A 24,312-nucleotide genomic window follows, 5' to 3' on the forward strand; every position below is an offset into this window, starting at 1 on the left:
GCAGAATATCGGACGCCCACCGCCACCGCGCCAGCTTATTCCGCGTGGCTCACTTGGTGCTTTCGCGCTTCCCCAAAAGGGGACTCCGCGAACCGATCGCGCCATGGGCATGGCGTTCGATCATGGACTTCAGCCGCGTGCAAGGATACCAAGTCAGCCGGACGCCGCACCATACGGCGCAAGAGGAGCTTTGAGCATGGACATCGCCGCACTCGCCATTCCCGACGTGAAGATCATCCGCCCGAAGAAGTTCGGCGACCATCGCGGGTTCTTCTCGGAAACCTACAGCAAGCGGGCGTTCGAGGCGGCCGGCCTTCTTCTCGATTTCGTCCAGGACAACCAGTCCCTGTCGGCCGAGATCGGCACCGTGCGGGGACTGCACTACCAATTGCCGCCCTTCGCCCAGGACAAGCTGCTGCGCGTGGTGCGCGGCGCGGTCTTCGACGTCGCGGTGGACATCCGCCGGGACTCGCCGACCTTCGGCCGGCACGTCTCGGCTGTCATCAGCGCCGAGGAATGGAACCAGATCCTGATCCCGGTGGGCTTCGCACACGGTTTCTGCACACTGGAACCCGACACCGAAGTCATTTACAAGGTGACCAACTTCTATTCGCCGGAGCATGACCGCGGGATCTTGTGGAACGACCCGGATCTGGGCATCGAGTGGCCGATCGCCCCCGGCAAGGCCCTCCTGTCCGACAAGGACCACAAGCATCCCCGTTTGGCCGAGGCCACCGAGTTGTTCTAAAAAGGACCGTGTTCAAGGCGATTCCTTTGGCGCAAGAACTTCCCCGGTCCGGCCGTTCGTCTCCGATAGGGCACAGGTGTTTTGATGAAGTGCATTCTCGTCACCGGCGGCGCCGGGTTCATCGGGTCCGCCGTGGTCCGGCAGTTGCTGGCTGAGACCGAGCACCGCGTCGTCAACCTCGACAAGCTGACCTACGCCGCCAATCTGGCCTCGCTGCCGGGGGCCGCGTCGAATCCGCGCTACGCCTTCGAGCGGGTGGACATCTGCGACGGCGACGCCCTGCGCCGCGTCTTCGCCGAACACCAGCCGGACGCGGTGATGCATCTGGCGGCGGAGTCCCACGTCGACCGCTCCATCGACGGGCCGGGCGAGTTCATCCAGACCAACATCGTCGGCACCTACCGGCTGCTGGAGGCGGCGCGCGGCTATTGGTCCGCCCTGCCGGGCGAGCGCAAGGACGCCTTCCGCTTCCACCACATCTCCACCGACGAGGTGTTCGGCTCCCTGGGGCCGGAGGGGTTCTTCACCGAGACGACCGCCTACAGCCCGAACTCGCCCTATTCGGCCAGCAAGGCGTCGAGCGACCATCTGGTGCGCGCGTGGCACGAGACCTACGGGCTGCCGGTCGTTCTCACCAACTGCTCCAACAACTACGGCCCCTACCATTTCCCGGAGAAGCTAATCCCACTGGTGATCCTGAAGGGTCTGGCGGGGCTGCCGCTGCCGGTCTACGGCGCCGGCGACAACGTGCGCGACTGGCTGTACGTGGAAGACCACGCCCGCGCCCTGCGGCTGGTGGTGGAGAAGGGCCGCATCGGCGAGAGCTACAACATTGGCGGCCACAACGAGCGGACCAACCTTGAGGTGGTGCGCGCCATCTGCGCCCTGCTGGACGAGTTGGCGCCTGATGGCGCTCCGCACGACCGGCTGATCACCTTCGTGACCGACCGCCCCGGCCACGACAAGCGCTACGCCATCGACGCCGACAAGATCGAGCGCGAGCTGGGCTGGCGCCCACAGGAGACCTTCGAGAGCGGGCTGCGCAAGACGGTCGAATGGTATCTCGCCAACCGCTCCTGGTGGGAGGCGGTGCAGAGCGGCGCCTACCGCGGCGAGCGGCTGGGGCTGAACGACGCGATGGCCGAAGCCGGGAGCGCGGCGTGAAGATCCTCGTCCTCGGCACCAGCGGGCAGGTCGGCCATGCCCTGATGCGCGCGTCCTGGCCGGCGAACGCCGACGTTGTCGGCTTGGCCCGGCCGGCGGTGGACATGGCCGATCCCGGCAGCCTCGACCGGGCGATGGCGGAACACGCGCCGGATCTGGTCGTCAACGCCACCGCCTACACCGCCGTGGATAAGGCCGAGAGCGAGCGCGACACGGCCTTCGCCATCAACCGCGACGGCCCGGCCCATCTGGCGGCGGCCTGCGCGGCGCGGGGTGCCGCGCTGATCCACATCTCCACCGACTACGTCTTCGACGGGAGCAAGCCCGTCCCTTACGTCGAGGACGACCCGGTCGCCCCCGTCAACGCCTATGGCGCCAGCAAGGAAGCCGGAGAGGCGGCGGTGCGCGACCTTGCCCCCCGCCACGTCATCCTGCGCACCTCCTGGGTCTATGCCGCCCATGGCGCCAATTTCGTGAAGACCATGCTGCGGTTGGGCCGGGAGCGGCCGGAGCTGGGCGTGGTCGCCGACCAGATCGGGGCGCCGACTTCGGCCGACGACATCGCCTCGACCATCGTCCGGATCGCCGAACGCATCGCCGCCCGCACCACCGAAGGCCCGGACGACGTGCCGTGGGGCACCTATCACCTGACCGGATCCGGCGAGACGAGCTGGTTCGGCTTCGCCGAGCGCATCTTCCAGCGCCTGGAGCGCGAGGAAGGCCGCCGGCCGACGTTGCGGGCGATCGCCACCGCCGATTATCCCACCCCGGCGCGCCGGCCGGCCAATTCGCGGCTCGACTGCGGGCGCCTGCGCGCCGCCTTCGGCGTGGAGACGCCCCGGTGGGAGGACAGCCTGGACCGCGTCCTCGACGAACTGTTCCAGCAAGGTTCCGGCCCGAACTGACGGCGGCCTTCCCTCCCTTTGGCGATCCACGAAAACAGACAAGCAGGCGGCGGATATGAAAGGCATCATTCTGGCGGGCGGGTCCGGGACCCGGCTCTATCCCGTGACCCGCGCGATTAGCAAGCAGCTCCTGCCGATCTATGACAAGCCGATGATCTACTTCCCGCTCAGCACGCTGATGCTGGCGGGGATCCGCGACATCCTGATCATCACCACGCCGCACGATCAGGCTCTGTTCCAGACGGTTCTGGGTGACGGGTCGCAGTGGGGGGTATCGCTGTCCTACGCGGTCCAGCCGTCGCCCGACGGGCTGGCCCAGGCCTTCATCATCGGGCGCGAGTTCGTCGGTTCGGACGCCTGCGCTCTGGTGCTGGGCGACAACATCTTCTACGGCCACGGCCTGACCCAGCTGCTGCGGTCGGCCGGCGAGAAGACCAGCGGCGCCCGCGTCTTCGCCTACGCCGTGCGCGATCCGGAACGCTACGGCGTGGTCGAGTTTGACGAGAACGGCCGGGCGCTCAGCATCGAGGAAAAGCCGGTGGCGCCCCGGTCCAAATGGGCCGTGACGGGACTGTATTTCTACGACAACCAGGTGCTCGACATCGCCGCCTCAGTGAAGCCGTCGGCGCGGGGCGAGCTGGAGATCACCTCGGTCAACGCCGCCTATCTGGAGCGCGGCCTGCTCGACGTCGAGCAGATGGGCCGGGGGTACGGCTGGTTCGACACCGGCACCCACGACTCGCTGCTGGAAGCGGCGGAGTTCGTCCGCACCATCCAGCACCGTCAGGGTCTTCAGATCGCCTGTCCGGAGGAAATCGCCTACCTCTCGGGCTGGATCGACGCCGAGCAGGTCGCCCGGCTGGCCGAACCGCTGAAGAAGAACGACTACGGCCGCTATCTGCTGAGCCTGCTCGGCTGAGGCCTTTCCCGATATTTCCTCCGTTTCTCCTGTGAAAGTCCTCAAGCATGCGTGGCTTCAATAGAAAGCGGGTTCTCGTCACCGGTGGTGCCGGGTTCCTCGGATCGCACCTCTGCGAACGCCTGCTGGAGCAGGGCTGCGACGTGCTGTGCGCCGACAATTATTTCACGGGCAGCCGGGACAACATCGTTCATCTGCTGTCGAACCCGCATTTCGAGCTGATGCGGCACGACGTCACGTTCCCGCTCTATGTCGAGGTGGACGAGATCTACAATCTCGCCTGCCCCGCCTCCCCGGTGCATTACCAGCACGATCCGGTGCAGACGACCAAGACCAGTGTCCACGGCGCCATCAACATGCTGGGGCTGGCCAAGAGGCTGAACGCGAAGATCATGCAGGCCTCGACGTCGGAGGTGTACGGCGACCCGGCCGTACATCCGCAGACCGAGGACTATTGGGGCAACGTCAACACCATCGGCCCGCGCGCCTGCTACGACGAGGGCAAGCGCTGCGCCGAAACTCTGTTCTTCGACTATCACCGCCAGCACAAGCTGCCGATCAAGGTGATCCGCATCTTCAACACCTACGGCCCGCGCATGCACCCTAACGACGGGCGCGTGGTGTCGAACTTCATCATCCAGGCGCTGAAGGGCGAGCCGATCACCGTCTACGGCGACGGCCAGCAGACCCGCTCCTTCTGCTACGTCGACGATCTGATCGAAGGCTTCCTGCGCTTCATGGACACGCCGGCCGACATCACCGGCCCGATCAACCTCGGCAACCCCGGCGAGTTCACCATGCTGGAACTGGCCGAGAAGGTCATCCGGCTGACCGGTTCCACCTCGCGCATCGAGCACCGGCCGCTGCCCCAGGACGATCCCAAGCAGCGCCGCCCCGATATTTCCAAGGCCAAGTCCCTGCTGACGTGGGAGCCCACCGTTCCGCTCGACGCGGGCCTGGAGCGGACCATCGCCTATTTCCGCGAACGCTTCTTCGCCTGACGGCGCAAGCCGCCGCGTTACCAGGAAAGCCCGGCGGCCTGCTCCAGAACGCGCAGCAAGCCGTCCCGATGCCGTTCGACGGTGTGCCGCTCCCGGTGGGTGGCCTGCCCGTTGGTGGCAAGGTGCCGCGATAGTTCCGCGTCGTCGCGCAGGCGGGCCAGGTTGGTGGTCAGTCCCTCCACGTCTCCGACCGGAGAAAGCAGCCCGTTCCATTCGTGACGGATCGTCTCGAGGATCGACCCCAGGTCACTGGTGGCGACCGGAAGACCGGCCTGTAGGGCTTCCAGGATGGCCAGGGCGACCAGATCGTCGCGGGTCGGGCAAGACAGCGCGTCGCAATGCTGTAGATAGGCGGCGACTTGAGACTCGTTCTTCGCTCCGGCGAAATGGATGCGGGAAGCTTCGTCGTCGGTCAGTTTCGGCATGAAGTTGGGGTGACGCGGACCGACGTAGATCAGTCGCACGCGCGGGTCGGCCATCCTGCGCACCGCTTTCAGCGTCAGGTCGGCCCCCTTTCGGAGTTCCGCCGCACCCAATTGCAGGATCGTAAATTGACCCGCCGGCATGTCGGCGGGCCGGGGCCGGGGGGTGGGATCGACCGCTACGCTGTTTTCCACCACCATCCAGTTGTCCCGCGTCAGCCACTCCCGATAGACTTCGGCGGCCTGCCAGCGTGTGGGGAAGACGATGGCGGCCGCGGCCGCAAAGGCGTCGGGCACCGCCGGATTCTTGCGGACCATATCGGCGCCGAAGCGCGGCTCGTGGATCCACCACACCACCGGGCGGCGGGCGGCGCAACGCTGGACCAGCGGGCCAGTCAGGATGGAGTTGCACAGGATCACGTCGTAGGCGCTCGCCGCCGCGTCCAGCACCACTGGGATCCCAATGGCCGCGTAGTCGTCCTTCAGCGACGGCGGGCCGCGTTGCGCCCACAGCACGTCCACCTGATGACGGTCCGCCATCTCCCCCGTCACCGCCGCCTTGAGGAATCGGAACAGGGCGAGCGACGATCCCGAATAGTCGAGGTTGCCCGAAACGGCCAGGATCCTCACGTTGCCTCTCCCTTCCGGCTTCCCGTCGCTCAGCCGAGCAAAGGCAGCAGATCGTGAACCCGGTGATGATAGGTGTGCCGAGACAGCACGGCCTGCTGCCCGGCCTTGGCGATGGCCGCCAGTTCGTCCGGCGCGGACTGGAGCCGCTTGATCGCGGCTACGCAGTCGGAAGCGTCGTCATAGACTACGATCTCGCGGCCCGGCTCGAAATAGTCCCGGATGTTCAGCTTGTTGTCGGTGACGAGGGCGGAGCCGACGCCCGTCACTTCGAACAGGCGCAGGTTGTTGGCGTATTGGCCGGCGGCGTCGAGGTGAAAATTCAGCACCATCCGGCAGTCCTTCAGCGCCTGATACATTGGCAACCCCCACAGCGGCGGATTGCTGGCGATCTTCAAGGTGGCCGGGTCGATGCCCTCGGGCCAGGAGGCGCCGCCCCAAAAGGCGATCGGGATTTCCCGCGCCACCTCGGCGATGAAACGGGCACGCCCCTGGTGATGAGGGGAAATCTGCCCGATGAAGGCGACGTCGTGCGGCTTGCCGTTGTCGGTCAGATGGGGCAGCAGCCGTTCGTCAAAGGCAAGCTTCACCAGTTCGCTGCGGATGCCGTGGCGGGAGAATTCGGCCACCTGGTTGGGCAGCGAGGAAATGATCAGGTCGTAGCGCTTCAGGCTGTTGCGGGGCATGACCGCGGCATGCTGGCCGACGGCGATGCCGTAGCTGCCCTTGACCGCCTCCAGAAAGGTGTCGTCGAACAGATAGAGGTTGGCGCACAGGAGCACGTCGGGGCGGAACTTGCGCACCTGTTCGGCGACGAAGCCGCGCTGCCAGCCGAAATCATGCTTCTGCTGCAAACTGTAGCCGCCGAACACCAGGGCGTCGCTCAGCGTCTTCGCCACGTCCAGCCGATCGTTCTCGACCATCCAGCGAACCTGCTGGGGCGCGTTGTTCGCGGTGATGTCGAGAACCTCGTGCCCCAGGGCGCGCAGGGGATCTGCCCATGCCCCAGCGGTGTGGAAGAAGCCCTGGACCTGCGCCTGATACTGGTCGTTGAAGGACCGCGACGTCAGGCCGGGTGCCCGCTGGTTGTAGAGCCAGCGGAGAAATCCGTCATAGACGGTGTCGACGATCAGAAAGCGCATGGAAAAACCCCCGTGGCCTGAGCGCGGTCGGTTAGGACGACTCAGGCGTAATAGTCCATATTGTCCTGGAAGAATTTTACCGTCTTCTCCACCCCTTCGCGGAAGGAGGTTTTGGGCGTCCAGCCCGTGCTGGTCCGGAAGAGAGTAAAGTCCGAGTAATAGTCGCCGATATCGATCTTGCGCCTTTCCGGCGGATATTCCCGCACGCTGTAATGCGCGCCGGGAATAAAGTCCGTCAGCAGACGAGCGACCTCCTCCAGCGACAGGATCTCATCGCTGCCGACGTTGTAGACTTTGCCGTCGCTGGCGCGGTCGAGGGCCGCGATCAGCAGGGCATCGACGACATCGTCCACATAATTGAAGTCGCGAAGCTGCGTTCCGCCCCACACGTCGATCGGGGCGCCTTGCAACAGGCTCTTGATCCAGATCCCCAGGAAGGTCTGCCGGGCGTCCTTGATGCGCATGCGCGGACCATAGGTGTTGGTCAGGCGCAGCACCGTAGCGCGGATCCCGTACACGTCGTTGTAGAGGATATGGTAGAACTCGCCCGCCGTCTTGTTGATCCCGTTCACGTCGACGGGCCGGATCGGGTGCTTTTCGTCCACAGGCAGATATTGCGGACGTCCGTAGATCTGGCGCGTGCTGGCGAACACGAGTTTGGCGTCGGGATTGTACGCCCGGCAGACCTCCAGCAGGGAAAGCTGCGCGGTGCAGTTGATCTCAAGATCGGTGACCGGATCCGCCATGGAATCCATGTGGCTGGTCTGGCCCGCCAGGTTGAAGATGTACTGCTGGTCCCTCACCAGATAGGACAGGCTGTGCTTGTCCCGGACGTCGGCGATGTTGACGCGGACGCGGTCCTTGATGGGGGCGATGTTCCGCAGGTTGCCGCCGTAGAGCGGGTTCATGCTGTCGACCAGCAGGACCGAGGCTCCCAGCCCGACCAAGCGCATCGCGAGGTTGGAGCCGATGAAGCCGATCCCCCCGATGATCAGGACGTTGCTGCCCTCCAGGCTGGCCAAATCATCACGCATCGGGACCTCCCGCAGTCGTCACGGCTGGTTTGTCACGGCTGGTCGACGGGCACATCGCGCACCCGCTCCAGCAGGTAGGAATGGAAGGTCGGCTGCTTGGGCGCACCCTCGATCTGGCAGGCATCGCCGGACAGGAAACGCTGCACCACCTCGAAACCGCGTCGGCGGAAGGTCTCCACCACCTCGCGTTCGTTCAGGATCCAGCAGGTAAAGGCCGTGCCGTAGGCGTACTGGCGGGCGACGTAGGAGGGCATGTCCCGGACCGTCGGCTGCCGCGCGATCAGCAGGGTGTTGCGGGATGCGTCGGCCAGTCCGGCCGCCAAGCCCATCCAATCCTTGCTGTAATGCAATGCGCCGCTGGCGATCACCAGATCGTAGCGCGCGGCCAGAGCCTTGTCCTGGTCATTGATGAATGCGATGCCGGGCATCAGCTCGGCACCGATCCGGCAGATGTCGTCCACCTCCTTGACCGTGTAGGTGAGCGGAACGGCGGGCACCAACAGGCGCAGCACCTCGGCGGTCAGGCCGATCGCCCCGCCCCAGTCGAGCACTGAAACCGGATCGACCGCGCCGTGCCGCCGCGCCTGGGCATGGTGGAGCGCGATTGCGGGGATCAGGGTGTTGGCCTGCTCCAGGATCGTGTCGCCGGCCGCGAAGACGGGCGGGCGCTTGCGAAAATCGGCGATCTGCTTGCGGCGGATGTCGGCGATGTCCTTGAAGGACCAGCCACCGCTCTGCGGATCGACAGGCGCCGGCCATTCCGCTCCGACATAGACCCAGCCGGAGGTGGGGACGGGCTTCACCTTGACCTCTTGTTCCCTGGTGTAGCGGATGTCGGTGTATTTTTGGATCGGGCCATAGCGTTCCTCCAGCTCGGCGCCCTTGGCCTTGAGCCGTTCAACGTAGGGCCGGTAGATGGCCTCGACCAGCAGCGGGTGGCGGCGTACCAGCTCGTTGTCGATGTTCAGATTCCAGCGCCCGTCCGGGGTCTCGCGCAGGGCGTGGTAATGGTAGAAGACCACCCGCTTGTCGCCAAAGAACAGGATGCCGTCCACCATCGACAGGCTGTGGTTGTTGATGTTCCAGCCCGCGAGATTGGCGCCGATGTGTTCAACAACGTGCAGGCGCGGGTATTTGGTAGGCCAGGAGTCCAGGTATTTCTGGTCGGCGAAGCGCGCACCCTCAAGCCGGTCGTAACACCAGGCAATGCAGTCGGTCCGGTAGTCGGCGAGGCAACGGCGGCCCTCCTCGTCGTTGCGCCAGGAGACCCAGCCGACGTTGAACAGGCCGAACTTGGCGAGGTGGCGGCGTTCGGACGAGAAACGGTGCGGAATGATGGCGACCGAGGCGTCGCCGATCTCCTCATGCACAGTTTCCGGATCGGCGAAGAACCAAAGGTCGGCGTCGAGGTAGGTGATGAGGTCGATTTCGGGAAAGCGGTCGAGCAGGTAGGACGGCCAGCTCGGCGTGCAGGTGAAGTAATACTCCACCAACGAGCGGTTGGCTTTGGCCGCGAGCAGCTCCGGATCGGCCGCCTCCAACTCCGCCAAGGGAATGGCGGTGATGTTGGGATGGGCGATCCGATCGAGCAGTCGCTTGCACTCCTCGTCGAAGCACAGGACGAAGAAACGCGCAGCCGGATTGTAAGCCCAGATCGATTCCATCAGCACCAGTCCACGCGGCAGGTAGCGATGGTCGAAGTATGAGCAATAGTAACGGACGGGCGGCACCATCAGGACCCCTGGAACTGTCGGATCAGGCCGGCAACACGCCGCACATTGTCATGCGCGAGTTGCGGGTACATGGGCAGGCTGAGGATTTCGCCGGCCAGAGCCTCGGTGTTGCGCAGCGTCCGGCAATGGCGGTCGAAGCCCCCGCGGTAGGCCGGCTGGGCGTGGACCGGGACCGGATAATGGATGCCGGAGCCTACGCCCTCGGCGCGCAGCCGGGCGGCCAGCCCGTCGCGGCCGGCGGTGCGCACGACATATTGATGATAGGCGTGAAGCAGCTCCACCGCCACGGCCGGGGTGGCAACCGCCGTTCCCGCCAGCTCCTCATCGTAGAGGGCGGCGATGGCGCGGCGACGGGCGTTGCGCTCGTCCAGCCGGGTCAGGCCGATGCGCAGGATCGCCGCCTGCACCGGATCGAGCCGGCTGTTGATGCCCTCTATAGCGCTGACGTAGCGTTCCTTCCAGCCGTATTGACGGATCAGCCGGGCCTGTTCGGCGGCACCATCGTCGCCGGTGCAGACCATGCCGCCGTCGCCGAGCGCGCCGAGATTCTTGGTCGGGTAGAAGCTGAAGGCGCTCGCGTCGCCGAAGCTGCCGGCCCGTTTGCCGTTCCAGGCGGCGCCATGCGCCTGGGCGCAGTCCTCGACCAGTTTCAGGCCATGGCGCCGACAGACCTCCAGCAAGGCCTCGGGGGGCACCATGGCGCCGTAGAGATGGACCGCGACCACGGCCTTCAGCCGGGAACTGTCCGGTCCGGCGCGCAGGGTCGCGGCGGTTTCGTCGAGCAGCCCAACATCCATGGTGAAGCCGCCTTCGGCGACGTCCACCCACACCGGCTCGGCCCCGCAGGAGCGGATGGCGGTGACGGTGGCGACAGCGGTGTGCGAGACGGTCAGGACCAGATCGCCGGAGCCGACGCCGACCGAGCGCAGGGCAATCTCCACCGCCTGGGTGCCATTGGCAACTGCGATGCCATGGCGGACGCCGATGTAGGCGGCAAACTCGGCCTCAAAGGCCTCGACCTCCTGGCCCATGATGTATTGGCCGGAGTCCAGCACGCGCAGGACGGCCGCATCGACGAGAGCCTTGTCTTCGCGATAGCCCGCATGCGGATCAACCTGGAGTATCATGGATGTCCCGCCTGGATTATGTGGTGGCGCCGCTTTTCGCACCAGATGCCGGTCCACCGTTGGCGGCGCCAACAATGGGCAGAAAGGTCCCGGACGGCAACCTGAGGCTCGGGATGACTAGCGTGCTTCCCCGCTGGTTTCAAGCGGTCTGTACCCCGTCCCCAGGGTCATGGCGCCCGATCCGGGTGGTTCCGGAGATGGTTGTGAATTCAAGCGGTGGAAGAGGGAACCCAGGGGGTGAGGCAGACCTTGCTCCGAACTGCGCTGGGTCTCCCGGAGGCCCCATCTTCTGAGAGGCTGGGGTCATCATGACGAAACCGGCATCACCCAAATACGCTCCTGAAGTCCGCGAGCGCGCGGTTCGGATGGTGTTCGAGCACGAAGGTGAGCACGCCTCGCAGTGGGCGAAGATCGGCTGCAATCCCGAGACGCTGCGGAGCTGGGTCCGGCAGGCCGAGCGCGACCTGGGCAAGCGGCCCGGTCCGACGACGGAAGAGCAGGGGCGGATCAAAGCGCTGGAGCGCGAGAACCGCGAGCTACGCCAGGCCAACGAGATCCTGCGCGAGGCGTCGACGTATTTCGCCCAGGCGGAGTTCGACCGCCCGTTCAAGAAATGATCGCCTTCATCGACGCGCATCGTGCCGTCTACGGAGTCGAGCCGATCCGCAAGGTGCTGCCGATCGCCCCGTCCACCTATCACGCTCACGCCGCCCGGCGGGCCGATCCGTCCAAGGCGCCGGCCCGCTCGCGAAGCGACGCGGAGCTGAGCGTGGCTATCCGGCGGGTCTAGGATGCGAACTTCCAGGTCTATGGGGTGCGGAAAGTCTGGCGGCAGTTGCGACGGGAGGGTCTCGACGTGGCCCGCTGCACGGTGGCCCGGCTGATGCGCCAAATGGGTCTGAAGGAGGCGACGCGCGGTAAGGCGGTGCACACCACGATCAGCGACCGGGCGGTGCCGTGCCCGGCCGACCGGGTGAAGTGCCAGTTCCAGATGCGCTCGAGCAGGCGCTGCACGACCGCCGGCCGACCAAGGGCAGCGGCCTCATCCATCACTCCGACCGTGGGACCGACGCCGACGTCGAACCCTCCGTGGCAGCGTCGGCGACAGCTACGACAACGCCTTGGCCGAGACCATCAATGGCCTCGACAAGGCCGAGGTGATCTGGCGCCGCAGACCATGGCGTACCATGGAGGCCGTCGAGTTCGCCACCCTGAAATGGGTCGACTGGTTCAAACCATCGCCTCCTCCTCGACCCCATCGGCAGCAGTCCTCCCGCCAGTAGAGGTTCTGACGGAGGCAGAATGGGAGATCCTGCGCCGGACGATCGAGTCGATCCTCTGGCGGAACCAGAACGGAGCGAAGTGGAGGAGTGTCCCGCCCGAGTTGGGGCCATGGTGGATGGCGGCGCAGACCTTCATCCGCTGGGCTCGCTTGGGCGTGTGGGAGCGTCTGCTCGATCTTGCCCAGCAGAGGGGGATCGTCTTGGGCATGACCTTCCTGGACGGCACGACCATCCGGGCGCACGCCAAGGCAGCGGGCGCGTCGAGAAAGGGGGATCTGGAGCACAGCGGGACGAGCGTGAAGCGCTTGGGCGCTCTCGTGGTGGCTATGGCACAAAAGCCTGCGTGATCGTGGAGGTGGTGGGCGCGCTCTCGGCTTCGCCCTAGCGCCCGGCCAAGCCCCCGATCTGCCGGCGATCCCGCACAAAAGGACCGATGCACCGGTCGCCTGCCCAGCGTGGATCGACAACAACCGCAACCTCGTCGAGCGCTTCTGGGCCAGGATCAAGGAGTGGCGGGCCATCGCAACCCGCTACGAGAAAACCGCCAATTCCCTCATCGGCGTTCTTTGCCTCGCCGCCGCTCTCCATTGGGGCAAGAGCTAACAGGCCTTAGCGCCGCACAAAATTTAGGCGAAAAAGAAAGACCAATAGTTTTCCCTATTGGTCTTCTATGGAATCAGCCGCCACGAAGCGGCATCGAATCTGGTTAGATGGGCTCTTTTAACCTAGGGGATGGCTGAAACCGTTACAAGGTGATTCGTTGTGCCCATCTCTCTTTTTGTCGTGTCCGTGGAATGAACCCGACACAGCGCCAAACGTCTACAGGAACTGGTCCTTTCGCAAACCCGGTCCAGCCGGGTGCGCCGAAGGGCCGGTTTGCCAAGACGCCCGGCAGCGGCACCCGCTCGTTCATCCATCGGCGATGGTTTTCACCTCCTGCTCCAAGTAGCGGTTGCAGGCGTGACGGATTTCGAGAAAACTCGCGCAGGATTCGTGCGGCTTGAAGATCTTGAAGGTTTTCAGGATTCCAAGCGTCGCGGCACTCTCCAGCGGACCGACGAAGCTCGTGTCGCGGTCGAGAAAGAAGGGGCGGGACCGCCATATCCGCATTTGGCGTTCATCCAGGAAGAAGCAGCCGGAATGCGGGTTCGACGGGCGTTCCAGCACCAGCGTCCGGTTCAGGAAAGGCCCTTGGATGATGCGCCGGTCGTCCCCCTCGACGCTCTGGATCGGCAAATGCTCCAGCATTGCGCGGTCGATGTAGAGCTTCCGGTAATTGGACACCAGGGCCGTTTCATAACGGTTGGGCAGCAGAACGCTGGATTCCCCGTGCACTTTGTTGAAGATGCTCAGCTTGTCGAAGAAGCTGGCGTCCTCAATGACCAGATCGTCTTCGATGTAGCCGTAGTAATCGTAACGACCCAATCGCTCGGCCAGCACCTTGTGGCAGGCGAAGCCCAGCATCATGGGGGCCGCGTCCACCGGCTGATGTTCGAAGAAGCCGGCCGGCAGGTCGAGCGCATCCAGAAGATGCCGCCCGCCCGTCGTGACCACCACCACGTCGATGCCGGTCACGAAGCCAGTGTTGGAGCGGCGCACGATGCGCTTGGCTCCTTGACTGTGCATCATGCCCTGTGGACCGAAATGGCGGTGGCAAGCGATGATGGCATCGCGCAGCGCCGTGACGCGATCCGCCTGATCCCCGTGCGTCGACCCATAGCGGACGGTCGCATCCGGTTTTGGCGGACCGCAATAGTGCGGAATCGTGATCAGTATGCGCATGGTGCGGGAAACGCGCCGGCCGGGTCCTGAACGAAAAGAAGCCAGACCTTCGGCTTTCCCCTCCGCCCTGTCAAGGAGGAGCGGCCTCATCCCGGAAAGCCGATTGCCATCCAGGGGAAGATTGCCGCATGGTGCCGCCACCCTGCCCCAAGCATGCCCTGGGACGCCCTGTAGACAACTGTCGGGCCGCGGGTCGGCACCGGCCTTTTCAGGAAAGAGACGACGATGAACGGTCCGACCGCGACCGATGACCACCATCCCCAGCCGGAACGGTGCGCGTTCCAATGACCGGCACGAAAGTCGATCTCGGCGGCGGCGCTCGGAAGGTCGGAATCGTCTGGCAGCTTGGCAGCTATTCAGGATGGGGTGTTCTTGGTCTGAGCATCGCGCGTCACATGCTGGCGGGCGGCGATCTGGATCCAATGCCCTTCTACACGCTTGCTTCCGTCGACCGGAACACCGTTGACGCGGGCCTTATGGAGCGGCTGAACGCCAACGCCGCCATCATCGCCGACGCCCTGGCTGGCCGGCCCGACCCGTCCAGCCCCGTGCGGGGGGCGTTCCCGATCCTGCACGGTCTGGGCAACGGGCTGGGCTGGGCGCCGGCCTCCACCTCGCTCTTCGGGGCGCCGGATCTGGCCATCGTCTTCCTGGAGGACACCAGCCTCGGTCCCGACGCGGTGGAGCGCGGCCGGCGGTTCGCCCGCATCGCGGCCGGCGCCACCTGGACCGCGGAGGTGCTGCGCGGCGCCGGACTGGATCACGTGGACGTCTGCCCCCAGGGCATCGACAGCCGCATCTTCCACGCCGGCCCGCCACGCGACCACGCGCGCGGCCGTTTCGTCGTCTATTCCGGCGGCAAGCTGGAATTCCGCAAGGGGCAGGACATCACCGTCGCCGCCTTCCGCCGCTTCCACGAACGCCATCCGGACGCGCTTCTGGTCGCGGGCTGGTTCAGCCCTTGGCCCACCGTGGCGCAAAGCATGGCCCGCTCTCCCCATCTTGACGTTGCTCCCCGGCTCGATGCGCAGGGGCGGGTCGATGTGGCCGGCTGGCTGCGGGACAATGGGTTGCCGGAAGGCTCCTTCCAGGTCGCGCCGCCCGTGCCCAACACGGCAATGGGCAGGCTGCTGCGGCAGGCCGACGTCGCCCTGTTTCCCAACCGGTGCGAAGGCGGCACCAATCTGGTCGCCATGGAGGCGATGGCCTGCGGGGTTCCGACCATCCTGTCGGACAACACCGGGCACCGCGACCTCATCGCCGACATTCCCTGCTACCCGTTGCGCGCGCAGGCGCCGGTGACCGCCGGCCCGGACGGGATGGGGACCGACGGCTGGGGCGAATCCGCGATCGACGAGATCGTGGACGCGCTGGAACGCGTCTACACCGACCGCGCCGCCGCCCTTGCGGTTGGCGAGGCGGCCGCAAGGCGGATGCAGGAAGAATGGACCTGGGACCTGCGGATCGACCGGATGCTGAAGAGCCTGGGTCTACGCGCGGGGTGAGCGCAGCCGGCGGCGCCCCCACCGCCACAGGCGGGCGGCCAGACGCCAGGGGGCGGCGAGGTCCCACCACACTGAGGTGAGCATCGTCTCGGCCGCGCGGTCCGCCGGCAAACCCGCCAGCCGCGCGTCCTCGACCCCGCCGAACCGCCGCCGCAAGGGCGCGGACAGGGACCAGGAGCGCGACCCGAGCAGCCCGGCGAGGCGCGCCGTCCGCTCCGCCGCTTCCGGCGGCACGGTGGTGCCCTCCAGGGCGGCGGCCAGCCGGTTCCGCTCGGTCCGCAGGGCTTGCGCTTCGCCGCGCGCCTGCTCCAGGGCGGCGGCGAGGCCGTTCCGCTCGGCCGACATCCGTGCCGCCAAGGCGTCCAGCCCCACGGCCAGCCGCGCCAGATCGGCGACCGTCTCATCCGTGCCGGTCGCCAGGAAGGGCGCCAGACGCTCCGCGGGCGTTGCCGGTGCCGGGGGCTCCACGGCGGCGGCCATCGGCACCGGCATGACCTCGATGCGGTGCCCGGCCAGCAGCAGACCGGTCAGCCAGCCGTTCCGCTGGGCCGTTCCGTCCAGCAGGTCACGGCGCACGAGCAGGGGACCGGATCCGGCCACGTCGCCCCACGCGGCGAGCGCCGCCGGTCCGCCCGGGGCGAGCCAGCGGCGTGATCCCCCCTCCTCGTCCACGGCTCCGGTGACGACGGCCGCTCCGGTCCGTGCGGCCACGGCGGCCATCCGCCCGGCCGCCCCGTCGAGCAGGCGCATCCGGGGATCGGCGATTAGCGTGTAGCCGATGGCGGCCGGATCCCGCTCGGCCGGCGGTTCCGTGCTTGGTGCCGGCGGAGCGGCGGCCTCGGCGACGTGCCAGGCGCGCCACTCCTTGGCAACGGCATCCTGGGCGATGCGCAGCCGCGCCGAGGCGGCGCCGTCCCGCAGCGTCCGGCCGAGCCGGGCCGCCAGAGCCTCGGCCTCCGGGACGAACAGGACCCGTTCGGCGTCCTCGTCGGCGATCAACTCGGCGGTTCCGCCGACCCGGCTCGCCAGGAAGGGAAGCCCCCGGATCAGGCATTCGGCCACGGTGCAGGGGGAATTCTCGATGCGCGAGGGAATGACGGCCAGCCGGCCCTCGCCGCCCAGATAGGCCAGGGCCTCGGAGGAGGAAAGGCCGTGCCGGAAACCCACCGGCCAGGGCCAAGCCCGCGCCCGGCGGCGCACGTAGGCGGCTCCGTCCTCGCCATCGACCGGCGCCGAACCGCCCAGGAACGTGATGCCAAGATCCGGGAAGCCGCCCTCCGCCGCCAGCCGGTCCAGGGAGTCGCAGAACAGCGTCACGCCCTTGCGGGTTTCCAGGCGTCCGAAGAAGACCAGCTCGCGCACGGGACGCGGCGCGGTGGGCGGGGAGACGGCCGATCCGGCGGGGCGGGGCAGGATGTTCTGCCGCACCTCGGCCCGCGCCGGCAGCGACCAGCCGGCGCCGCGCAGCCAGTCGAGCAGATAGCGGCTTGGGCTGACGACGACGTCCGCCCATTCGGCTGACCGCCGTTCCAGGAAATCGATGGCCAGTTCGCCGGAGCCTTCCAGCCCGCCGCCGGTGGCGCTGCGCACCCAGCGGGTCGGGCCGTGCAGCCCCACCGCCAGCGTGGTGCCGGCGAGGGCGAGACCCTGACGCTTGGCGGCGGTCGCGCAGAAGCCCAACCCCGTCCAGTCGGCGAAATGCACGACGTCGAAGCGCCGCTCGGCCAGCCACGCGAACACGTCGTGCGACAGGCGCAGGAACTGGTCGCCCTCGACCCGAACCGGGCTGTCCGGCAGCCGGACGACCGTCACCCCGGCCTTCGCCGCCGCGCCATCGGTCTCGAACCCGGCCGGCACCGGCAGAAGGCCCGTGCACAGGACGGTCACGGCATGGCCCGCCGCGCTCAGTGCCTCGGCGAGGCCGGCGAAGGCGGTGCCGATGCCGCCGCTGCCGGGCAGGCCGGCGAATTCATGCGTGACGATGCAGACGGAAACGGGTTTTGACGGGTCGGGCATCTCGTTGCATTCCAGGAGTGCCCTGGGCACTATTCCCACGTCCCATGAGGCGGTTCCCGAGGAGTAGCGCCGAAGCCCCCCTCAGGCCAAGCCACTTCCGTATCCGGTGCCGCCGCCCGTCCGTCCGAACGCGGCCCTTCCGGACCAGCCAGAGTTTTCACGCGGAGTTTTCATGCCCGAGATTCCGACCGACAGAACCCCGCCGGTCCGCCGGTTCCGCTGCCTTGCCCTTCTCAGCTTCGCGGCCGTTCTGCTTCCCTTCACCCTGATGCTGTCCGGCGGGCTTGCGGCTCCGGCGGCGGCGGATCCGCCCGTGCTGGAACTGCCGGTCGATTGCGCGATGGGTGAGCGCTGCTTCGTGCAGAACTACGTCGATCACGACCCCGGCCCCGGCCGGCGCGACTACGCCTGCGGCCGGCTGTCCTACGACGGGCACGGCGGAACCGACATCCGGGTTCCCGATCATCCGGCCATGCGCCAGGGCGTGGCGGTCGTCGCCGCGGCGCCGGGCATCGTGCGCGCGACGCGCGACGAGATGGACGATGTGGACATGCGGGACGCCGACCCCGCAACGCTGCGCAACCGTGGCGGCGGCAACACCGTCATCCTCGATCACGGGGACGGCTGGCAGACGATCTACGGCCATCTGCGCCGGGGCAGCGTCGCGGTGAAGCCGGGGGAACGGGTGGAAGCCGGCCAGAAGCTGGGGCTGATCGGGCTGTCCGGCCTGACCATGTTTCCCCATGTGCATTTCGAGCTGCGCCGGGGTTCGGCGACGATCGACCCCTTCGTCGGCCCGAAAAACAGTGGGCCGGAAAACGCTGGCGACTGCAACGCCCCGCGCGCGCCGCTGTGGAGCGCCGCCGCCGCCGCCAAGCTCGCCTACCGCGAGAGCGCCGGTCTGGTCGCCGGCTTCGCTGCCGATCCGCCGGACGCCGAACAGACCCGGCGTGGCGCCCATCGCGAGGAGGTGCTGGGCCGCGCTTCCAGCAGCCTGGTCTATTGGGTCGATGTGATGGGGACCATGGCCGGCGACGAAGCCCGGTTCCGCATCGTGGCGCCCAACGGGCGCGTCCTGTCGGAACGCATGAACGTCCTCTCCGCGTCCAACGTCTCCTGGTTCGGCTTCAGCGGCGTGAAGCAGCCTCCGGAAGGGTGGGTGCCGGGTTCGTACCGTGGCGTCTTCACGCTGGTTCGCGGCGGCAAGCCCGTGGTTGAGCTGGAACGCCGCGTCGAGATCCGGTAGGCCTCCGGCCATGACGCACGCGGATCGCCGTCTTGCTGACGTGGATGCCTTCTTCCAGGCCGGCCGGTTCGCCGAGGCGGTCGAGGCCTGCCGCGCCCTGCTGCGGGAGGAGCCGAACCATTCCGGCGTCCTCCACCGGCTCGGCGTGCTTCATCATCTGAGCCGCGACTATGCCGGTGCGGCCCACCTGCTCGCCGCCGCGGTGGCGGCCGGGAATCGGGCGGTCCACGGCGACCTGGCCGTCAGCCTGATGAAGGCGGGCCGTGCGGACGAGGCGCTTGCGCATTTCCGCACCGCCCATGCGCTCGCCCCGCAGGACGCGCGCATCGGCTACAATCTGGCCATGGCCCTGCTGGGCGCCGGTGCCGTCGAGGAGGGGTTCCGGCTGTACGAGCAGCGGTGGCGGCTCAAGGGGCCGGTCCCCTGGATTTCGCGTTGGGATCGGTTCTGGGACGGCCGGCCGCTCGACGGCCAAACCCTCCTGGTCCATGCCGAGCAGGGCTTCGGCGACAGCATCCAGTTCGCCCGCTATGTGCCTCTGGCCGCCGCCCGTGGCGCGCGGGTGGTGCTGGCCGTGCCCAAGGAGCTGCGGCGTCTGATGGCCGGGCTGGAAGGGTGCGCGAGCGTCCTGTCCGAGGGGGAGGCCGTGCCGCCCTACGCCGCCCATGTCCCCCTGATGAGCCTGCCGCTCCTGTTCGGGACCACCCTCGACACGATCCCCGCTTCGGTGCCTTATCTGAAGACGCCGATCCCGGAGCGTGCCGGGAGTGATGGCCCCTTGCGGGTGGGCCTCGTCTGGGCGGGGCGGGCGGAGGATCCCGACGATCTCCACCGTTCCTGCACCCTGAAGGAACTGGCCCCGCTTCTCGCCCTGCCGGGCGTGGAGGTCCACAGCCTGCAAAAGGGAGCCGCCGAGTCCGATCTGGAGCAGGTGGCGGGCGGCGAGCGGGTGATCCGGCATGGCGCGACGCTCGGCGACTTCGCCGACACCGCGGCGGTCGTCGCCACGCTGGATCTGGTCATCGGCGTGGACACGGCGGTCATGCATCTGGCCGGCGCGCTCGGAAAGCCGGCGTGGGTGCTGCTGTCGGCCGACCCGGACTGGCGTTGGATGCGCGGCCGGTCCGACAGCCCCTGGTATCCCACCCTGCGGCTTTTCCGGCAGCCGTCCCTCGGCCTTTGGGAACCGGTCGTCGCCCAACTCCGCGACGAGCTGTGCCAGCTCGTCGCGGCGACGTCGGGGGGGTGAGGAGGAGTTCCCGTTACACGAACACCAGCCAGGACGCGGAAAACTGGCTTGGCGTGTTGCCCGCCAAGGTGATCGTGTCGCCGTTCAGGAAGTCGAGCATCATGCTGCTGGAACCGACCGCCTTCAGGGCATAGCCCCGCCCGCTGGCAAGCTCGATCCGGTCGCCGGCGGCGTAGTTGAAGTCCAGGATCGTATCGGCTCCATCCCCCACCTGGAAGCGGAACACATCGGCGTCATCGCCGCCGAACAGCATGTCGGACCCGAGACCGCCGACCAACGTGTCACTGCCGACGTCGCCGTACAGCCGGTCGTCGTCGCGGCCCCCGTACAGCAGGTCATCGCCGGCACCGCCGTAGAGGCTGTCGGAGCCCATGTTGCCGAACAGCGTGTCGGACCCGCGATTGCCGAACAGGAGGTCGGCGCCGTTGTCCCCGTTCAGTTGGTCGTTTCCTTCACCGCCCCACAGGGTGTCGTTGTCCACCCCGCCGTAGAGCTGATCGTCGCCGTCGTCGCCGAACAGCGTGTCCTCGCCCTGGTTGCCGCAGAGAAGGTCGTTGTTGGCGCCCCCGCGCAGGACGTCCCGTCCGGCCCCGCCGAACAGCGTGTCGTTGCCGGTCCGCCCCTCCAGGACGTTGCCTTCAGCGTTGCCGGTCAGCACGTCGGACCCGGTGCCGCCGACCGCGTTCTCGATGACGGCCCCATAGGCGATGGCGATGTTCTGCCGCGCCGGGGAGCCGCCGCCCTTCACGCCGATGGAGCTGAAGCCGCCGGCGTTCAGGTTGATGGTCGCCCCCAGAACCTGGTTGGACGCGTCGAACGTGTCGATCCCGCCGGCATCCCAGATGGTCCTCAGTTCCTCCGCCGAGGCGCTGAACTGATAGGTGTCGTTGCCGGTCTGGTAGGAGGTGTTGGCGCCGTACAGGTATTGGATCGCCGCGATGTCGTACAGCATCGGCCCGGCCGGGAAGACCCCCGCTCCAGGAGCGTTGTTGTAGGACATCGCGGTGTATTGGTTGGTCTCCGTGCCGGACGGAAGCGTGATGGCGCCGTCGAAGGGATGCTTCAGCCCCAGCGCGTGGCCGATCTCATGCACCATCACCATGAAGCCGAAGTTGCCGGGCTGGGGCGACTGGTTGGCCGAACCGTTGGGGTTGAGCCAGATGTCTCCGCCCGCCCCCTCGGAGCTGTACGGGAAATAGGCGTGGCCGGAGGTGCTGGAAGGCAGGGTGGCGCTGAAGGCCACGCGGATGTCGCCCACCTGCGACGGGGTTTCGGACACCTGCACGAAGCTGACGTTGGCGACGGCCGACCAGGATTGCAGGGCCTGGACGAAGGCGCTCTGCTGGATCGCGTTCAGGGGCGTCAGGTTGTTCCCCCAGGGCTCCCCGCTGCCGGTGCTGGGGCCATAGCCGCCGGTGCCCACCGGTGCCGACGACCAGCTGCTGCCGTAGGTGGGAAAGCTGTAGGTCAGCGACAGGCCCGTTCCGACCGGTCCGCCCCATTTGGTCTCGGACAAAAGCGCGTTGATGTAGGCCTGCGAAGAGCTGAGAACCTCAGAAACCCGCTCGCTGCTGGTGGGCGTCGCCATAAGCAATCTCTCCTGGCCCCGGACCGGGGAAATTCGTTCTATCGCAGTGCGCCTGCTGGTTGCGCGATTTTCTGCAAATTGTGGGGAAATTAGCGAATTCACGGTGCCCCGACAACGTCGCTCTTTTCCTTCTTGCCGTGATGTCCATGCGATGTTTCGCCTCGGCTTGAGAGAAAAGCTGGACCGAATCGCCCATACCGAACACACGATCGGCAATGGACGGAAAGGACGCTGCTCTGCTACAAGAACGGTCCGCGCGCCCGTGTGCAATCATCTTGTTCCGCAAGGCAATCTCTTCGCAACACAAGCGAGCCCCGCTTCGCGTGATGCCCCCCACCGACGATCCCTCCTACGTCCTGGCTCATTCTCTGGCCTGTTCCCTCGCGTGCTGGCGGGCCGGTGATTTTGGGAAAGCGGAGAGAATTTGCCGGGCTCTTCTGGCGGAGCATTCCCATCACCCGGCCGTCCTGATGATGCTTTCCCTAACCCTGCATGGCGGCGGGAACAGCGCGGTAGCCCTCGGATTCGCGCGCCGCGCCATCGCCGTCGCCTCTTTGGCCGCCGAGGCCCACCACAACGCCGGGGTGATTCTGACCGCTCTCGGTCGGCTGGACGAAGCCCTGCCCTGCTTCCATCAGGCCATTGTGCTCGCCCCCTCGCATCTTCCGGAGCGGCCGGTGCCACACTGGCGCGCCTGCAGGGGCAGGGCCGAATCCGGTACCGTCGAACTCGACCTCGGCTTCACGGTGGACGCGGCGTACGCCCACGCCGCGTCGCCGATTCCCCCGCGGCTATCGCCGCTTGGCCGCTGAAACACCGGACCAGCCATGTCTTCAGCCATCGTGTTCGTTCACCTGGGTGACGCGCTGCCGCCTTATCTGGACGACGCGCTCGCCCAGGCGCGGCTGTTCAACGAGGGCGAGATCCTGCTGATCGGCAACGCGGCGGCCATGGCCGCCACGCCGCCGGACCCCGCGCTCGGCATCCGCCTGCTTCCTGTGGAGGAACTGCCGGTTTCGCCGAAGCTGGAGACATTCCGCCAAACCGCCACTACGGACCGCGCCTTCCGCTTTGGCTTCTGGACCTACGTCATCGAGCGGTTCTTCCATGTCGAGGCTGCAATGGCCGCGCTCGGCCTCACCAATGTCCTCCACCTGGAAACCGATAACCTCCTCTACGCCGACACCGAACAGCTGTGTCCGGAACTGGAGCGGCTCTATCCCGGCCTCGCCGTTCCTTTCGACAACGACCGGCGCGGCATTGCCGGGCTGATGTATGCCCGCGACGCCGCTGCGATGGGAAGCTTCACCCATTTCATCGCCGAGTTCTTCGCGCGCAATCCCGGCGTGCGGATCAACGACATGATCCTGCTGGGCCTGTTTCGTGAGCGGCTGGGGCCGGCCTTCATGGACGCGCTTCCCGTCATCCCCACGGGTGGTCCGCCGCCGGTGGGCAGCCTAGCCGGACACACCCCGGCCGACCCGGCGTTCTACAGCCGGAACTTCGACGCGATCCAGGCCGTGTTCGACACCGGCGCGCTCGGCCAGTATCTGGGCGGCGTCGATCCGCGCAACGTGCGGGGACGGCGCACGGTCGGTTTCCTCAACGAAAGCGCCGTCTATCAGCCATCCAATTACCGTTTTCGCCTGATTCCCGATGCCGAGGGGCGGCGCATCCCGCATCTGGGCGGCACAGGACCGGAGGGCGGCGAGCGATTCTGGCCCATCGTCAACCTGCACATCCATTCCAAGGATCTGGCCGTCCACCGGTCACGCCCGCCCATCGTCGCCGTACCGCCTGCCCCACCGCCCCCGGCCATTCCGGCCGATCTGCCGGAAGCGGAGATCATCACGGGGGAGCGCCTTCAGGCCCTAGCCGACATCTCGGTGATCGACGACTCCACCTATGCATTCCACACCAGCCTGCGGGCCACCCCGGCGATCCGCCTGTGCCGCTTCGCAGGCCCTCGCAACCACCTGACCGTCGAGGGGGCGGCCCAACTCCGCGAACTGCAGCGGGCGTCCGTCATCTTCGTCTATCCATATCTGCTCGACAGCTTCATCCTCCATATCCTGCCGCACCTGACGCAGCGCTTCGTCTTGGTCTGTCACAACAGCGACCACCGGATCGGCGATCGCTACCGGCCCTTCCTGGACGATGTCCGGCTGATTCACTGCTTCGCCCAGAACGCGGAGACGGAGCATCCCAAGCTGTCGGCGCTTCCCATTGGTCTCGCCAACGCCCAATGGCCGCACGGGGACACGGCAGCGCTCAGCGCCGTCGCCCGCGAGGACCGGCCAAAGACCGGCCTGCTCTACGCAAATTTCGAGATCAGGACGAACCGCGCGGCGCGCCAGCCCATCTTCGATCTCCTGAAGGACAAGCCCTTCGTCACGCAGTCCCCACCCAAACCCTACCGGCCCTATCTGGAGGAACTGGCAAGCCACCGTTTCTGCATCTCGCCACCAGGCAACGGGCCAGACTGCCACCGAACCTGGGAGGCGGTCTCCCTCGGCGTCATCCCGATTGTCCAGACCGGGACGTGGATGCGCTCCTTCGCGGACCTGCCCCTGGTCGCGGTGGACCGGTGGGACATCATCGACGAAGCCTTCCTGGAGCGTGAGTATCAACGGATACAGGCGACTCCCCGCCGGCTCGACAAGGCCATGGTCGGTTACTGGCGCAACCAGATCAGGTCGGCCCTACGGGCCGGTCGCGACCTGCCCTAGTACTACTGTGTCATAAATCTGATCCCATATAGGGTCTATGACACAGGCGAGTTTGGATAGGCAGGACGCGGCGGAGCGTCGGTTTGAGGAGT

18 protein-coding genes, 2 pseudogenes and 1 other annotated feature are annotated in these 24,312 nt (G+C 66.9%); of the genes and pseudogenes, 12 read left to right on the top strand and 8 right to left on the bottom strand.

What is annotated here, in order from left to right:
* Positions 1-196 precede the first annotated feature (196 nt).
* The 5 genes from rfbC to J2852_RS29270 all read left to right on the top strand — a co-directional run bounded on the left by rfbC (position 197) and on the right by J2852_RS29270 (position 4,737).
* Positions 197-748: a dTDP-4-dehydrorhamnose 3,5-epimerase gene (gene rfbC, locus J2852_RS29250; RefSeq protein ID WP_209882506.1), complete on the top strand. Its 552-nt coding sequence runs from the start codon at positions 197-199 to the stop codon at positions 746-748.
* 84 nt (positions 749-832) lie between these two features.
* On the top strand, positions 833-1,912 hold the full coding sequence (gene rfbB, locus J2852_RS29255; protein ID WP_209882508.1) for a dTDP-glucose 4,6-dehydratase: 1,080 nt from the start codon (positions 833-835) through the stop codon (positions 1,910-1,912).
* A complete protein-coding gene (rfbD, locus tag J2852_RS29260; protein WP_209882509.1) occupies positions 1,909-2,817 on the top strand; it encodes a dTDP-4-dehydrorhamnose reductase in 909 nt (302 codons plus the stop codon). Before rfbB ends, rfbD begins: the two co-directional genes overlap by 4 nt.
* Positions 2,818-2,872: 55 nt before the next feature.
* Positions 2,873-3,736, top strand: a complete 864-nt coding sequence (rfbA, locus tag J2852_RS29265; RefSeq protein WP_209882511.1) for a glucose-1-phosphate thymidylyltransferase RfbA — start codon at positions 2,873-2,875, stop codon at positions 3,734-3,736.
* Positions 3,737-3,783: 47 nt separating this feature from the next.
* Positions 3,784-4,737, top strand: a complete 954-nt coding sequence (locus J2852_RS29270) for a UDP-glucuronic acid decarboxylase family protein (protein ID WP_209882513.1) — start codon at positions 3,784-3,786, stop codon at positions 4,735-4,737.
* Between the two features lie 17 nt (positions 4,738-4,754).
* Here J2852_RS29270 and J2852_RS29275 read toward each other — a convergent pair whose 3' ends face one another.
* The 5 genes from J2852_RS29275 to J2852_RS29295 are packed head-to-tail and all read right to left on the bottom strand — an operon-like array spanning position 4,755 to position 10,822.
* Positions 4,755-5,789, bottom strand: coding sequence for a glycosyltransferase family 4 protein (locus J2852_RS29275; protein WP_209882515.1), 1,035 nt, complete (start codon positions 5,787-5,789; stop codon positions 4,755-4,757).
* 29 nt (positions 5,790-5,818) lie between these two features.
* Positions 5,819-6,928: a CgeB family protein gene (locus J2852_RS29280; protein WP_209882517.1), complete on the bottom strand. Its 1,110-nt coding sequence runs from the start codon at positions 6,926-6,928 to the stop codon at positions 5,819-5,821.
* A 41-nt stretch (positions 6,929-6,969) separates the two neighbouring features.
* Entirely contained in the window at positions 6,970-7,962 is a 993-nt protein-coding gene (locus tag J2852_RS29285) for an NAD-dependent epimerase/dehydratase family protein (protein WP_209882519.1), read from the bottom strand.
* Positions 7,963-7,994: 32 nt separating this feature from the next.
* The gene (locus J2852_RS29290) at positions 7,995-9,695 is read right to left on the bottom strand and encodes a class I SAM-dependent methyltransferase (RefSeq protein ID WP_209882521.1); all 1,701 of its coding nucleotides are present in this window, start codon (positions 9,693-9,695) and stop codon (positions 7,995-7,997) included.
* Positions 9,695-10,822 (bottom strand): DegT/DnrJ/EryC1/StrS family aminotransferase, encoded by a 1,128-nt coding sequence (locus J2852_RS29295; RefSeq protein ID WP_209882523.1) that lies wholly within the window; start codon positions 10,820-10,822, stop codon positions 9,695-9,697. Before J2852_RS29295 ends, J2852_RS29290 begins: the two co-directional genes overlap by 1 nt.
* 308 nt (positions 10,823-11,130) lie before the next feature.
* On the opposite strand from J2852_RS29295, the pseudogene J2852_RS29300 reads away from it, so the two are divergent.
* Both J2852_RS29300 and J2852_RS29305 read left to right on the top strand, forming a co-directional pair.
* A pseudogene (locus tag J2852_RS29300) lies at positions 11,131-12,100 on the top strand (IS3 family transposase); the annotation flags it as partial.
* Positions 11,394-11,510, top strand: a sequence feature (AL1L pseudoknot). It overlaps the preceding pseudogene by 117 nt.
* A gap of 34 nt (positions 12,101-12,134) precedes the next feature.
* Positions 12,135-12,708 (top strand): annotated as a pseudogene (locus J2852_RS29305) (transposase); the annotation flags it as partial.
* 306 nt (positions 12,709-13,014) lie between these two features.
* On the opposite strand, the gene J2852_RS29310 reads toward J2852_RS29305, so the two are convergent.
* Entirely contained in the window at positions 13,015-14,172 is a 1,158-nt protein-coding gene (locus J2852_RS29310; RefSeq protein ID WP_209882525.1) for a hypothetical protein, read from the bottom strand.
* On the opposite strand from J2852_RS29310, the gene J2852_RS29315 reads away from it, so the two are divergent.
* A complete protein-coding gene (locus J2852_RS29315; RefSeq protein WP_209882527.1) occupies positions 14,172-15,392 on the top strand; it encodes a glycosyltransferase family 4 protein in 1,221 nt (406 codons plus the stop codon). The two genes, J2852_RS29310 and J2852_RS29315, sit on opposite strands and share 1 nt — an antisense overlap.
* Here J2852_RS29315 and J2852_RS29320 read toward each other — a convergent pair.
* A complete protein-coding gene (locus tag J2852_RS29320) occupies positions 15,378-17,438 on the bottom strand; it encodes a glycosyltransferase (RefSeq protein ID WP_209882529.1) in 2,061 nt (686 codons plus the stop codon). The two genes, J2852_RS29315 and J2852_RS29320, sit on opposite strands and share 15 nt — an antisense overlap.
* A 142-nt stretch (positions 17,439-17,580) precedes the next feature.
* Here J2852_RS29320 and J2852_RS29325 point away from each other — a divergent pair, with 142 nt between their 5' ends.
* Positions 17,581-18,654, top strand: coding sequence for a M23 family metallopeptidase (locus J2852_RS29325; RefSeq protein WP_209882531.1), 1,074 nt, complete (start codon positions 17,581-17,583; stop codon positions 18,652-18,654).
* A gap of 10 nt (positions 18,655-18,664) precedes the next feature.
* On the top strand, positions 18,665-19,903 hold the full coding sequence (locus J2852_RS29330; protein WP_209882532.1) for a tetratricopeptide repeat protein: 1,239 nt from the start codon (positions 18,665-18,667) through the stop codon (positions 19,901-19,903).
* 13 nt (positions 19,904-19,916) lie between these two features.
* On the opposite strand, the gene J2852_RS32170 is transcribed toward J2852_RS29330, so the two are convergent.
* Positions 19,917-21,491, bottom strand: a complete 1,575-nt coding sequence (locus tag J2852_RS32170) for a M10 family metallopeptidase C-terminal domain-containing protein (RefSeq protein ID WP_209882533.1) — start codon at positions 21,489-21,491, stop codon at positions 19,917-19,919.
* Between the two features lie 470 nt (positions 21,492-21,961).
* On the opposite strand from J2852_RS32170, the gene J2852_RS29340 reads away from it, so the two are divergent.
* Both J2852_RS29340 and J2852_RS29345 read left to right on the top strand, forming a co-directional pair.
* Positions 21,962-22,303, top strand: coding sequence for a tetratricopeptide repeat protein (locus tag J2852_RS29340; RefSeq protein ID WP_209882534.1), 342 nt, complete (start codon positions 21,962-21,964; stop codon positions 22,301-22,303).
* 15 nt (positions 22,304-22,318) lie between these two features.
* A complete protein-coding gene (locus tag J2852_RS29345; protein WP_209882535.1) occupies positions 22,319-24,220 on the top strand; it encodes a glycosyltransferase family 47 protein in 1,902 nt (633 codons plus the stop codon).
* Positions 24,221-24,312: the final 92 nt, after the last annotated feature.

The sequence above is a fragment of the Azospirillum soli genome, assembly GCF_017876165.1.
GTDB classification, from domain to species: Bacteria; Pseudomonadota; Alphaproteobacteria; order Azospirillales; family Azospirillaceae; genus Azospirillum; species Azospirillum soli.

Coding starts and splice junctions, on each gene's coding strand:
- J2852_RS29325 (WP_209882531.1), top strand. CDS start 17,581: ATGCCCGAGATTCCGACCGACAGAACCCCGCCGGTCCGCCGGTTCCGC.
- rfbA (WP_209882511.1), top strand. CDS start 2,873: ATGAAAGGCATCATTCTGGCGGGCGGGTCCGGGACCCGGCTCTATCCC.
- J2852_RS29315 (WP_209882527.1), top strand. CDS start 14,172: ATGACCGGCACGAAAGTCGATCTCGGCGGCGGCGCTCGGAAGGTCGGA.
- rfbB (WP_209882508.1), top strand. CDS start 833: ATGAAGTGCATTCTCGTCACCGGCGGCGCCGGGTTCATCGGGTCCGCC.
- J2852_RS29340 (WP_209882534.1), top strand. CDS start 21,962: ATGATGCTTTCCCTAACCCTGCATGGCGGCGGGAACAGCGCGGTAGCC.
- J2852_RS32170 (WP_209882533.1), bottom strand. CDS start 21,491: ATGGCGACGCCCACCAGCAGCGAGCGGGTTTCTGAGGTTCTCAGCTCT.
- J2852_RS29270 (WP_209882513.1), top strand. CDS start 3,784: ATGCGTGGCTTCAATAGAAAGCGGGTTCTCGTCACCGGTGGTGCCGGG.
- J2852_RS29295 (WP_209882523.1), bottom strand. CDS start 10,822: ATGATACTCCAGGTTGATCCGCATGCGGGCTATCGCGAAGACAAGGCT.
- J2852_RS29280 (WP_209882517.1), bottom strand. CDS start 6,928: ATGCGCTTTCTGATCGTCGACACCGTCTATGACGGATTTCTCCGCTGG.
- J2852_RS29290 (WP_209882521.1), bottom strand. CDS start 9,695: ATGGTGCCGCCCGTCCGTTACTATTGCTCATACTTCGACCATCGCTAC.
- J2852_RS29345 (WP_209882535.1), top strand. CDS start 22,319: ATGTCTTCAGCCATCGTGTTCGTTCACCTGGGTGACGCGCTGCCGCCT.
- J2852_RS29330 (WP_209882532.1), top strand. CDS start 18,665: ATGACGCACGCGGATCGCCGTCTTGCTGACGTGGATGCCTTCTTCCAG.
- J2852_RS29285 (WP_209882519.1), bottom strand. CDS start 7,962: ATGCGTGATGATTTGGCCAGCCTGGAGGGCAGCAACGTCCTGATCATC.
- rfbC (WP_209882506.1), top strand. CDS start 197: ATGGACATCGCCGCACTCGCCATTCCCGACGTGAAGATCATCCGCCCG.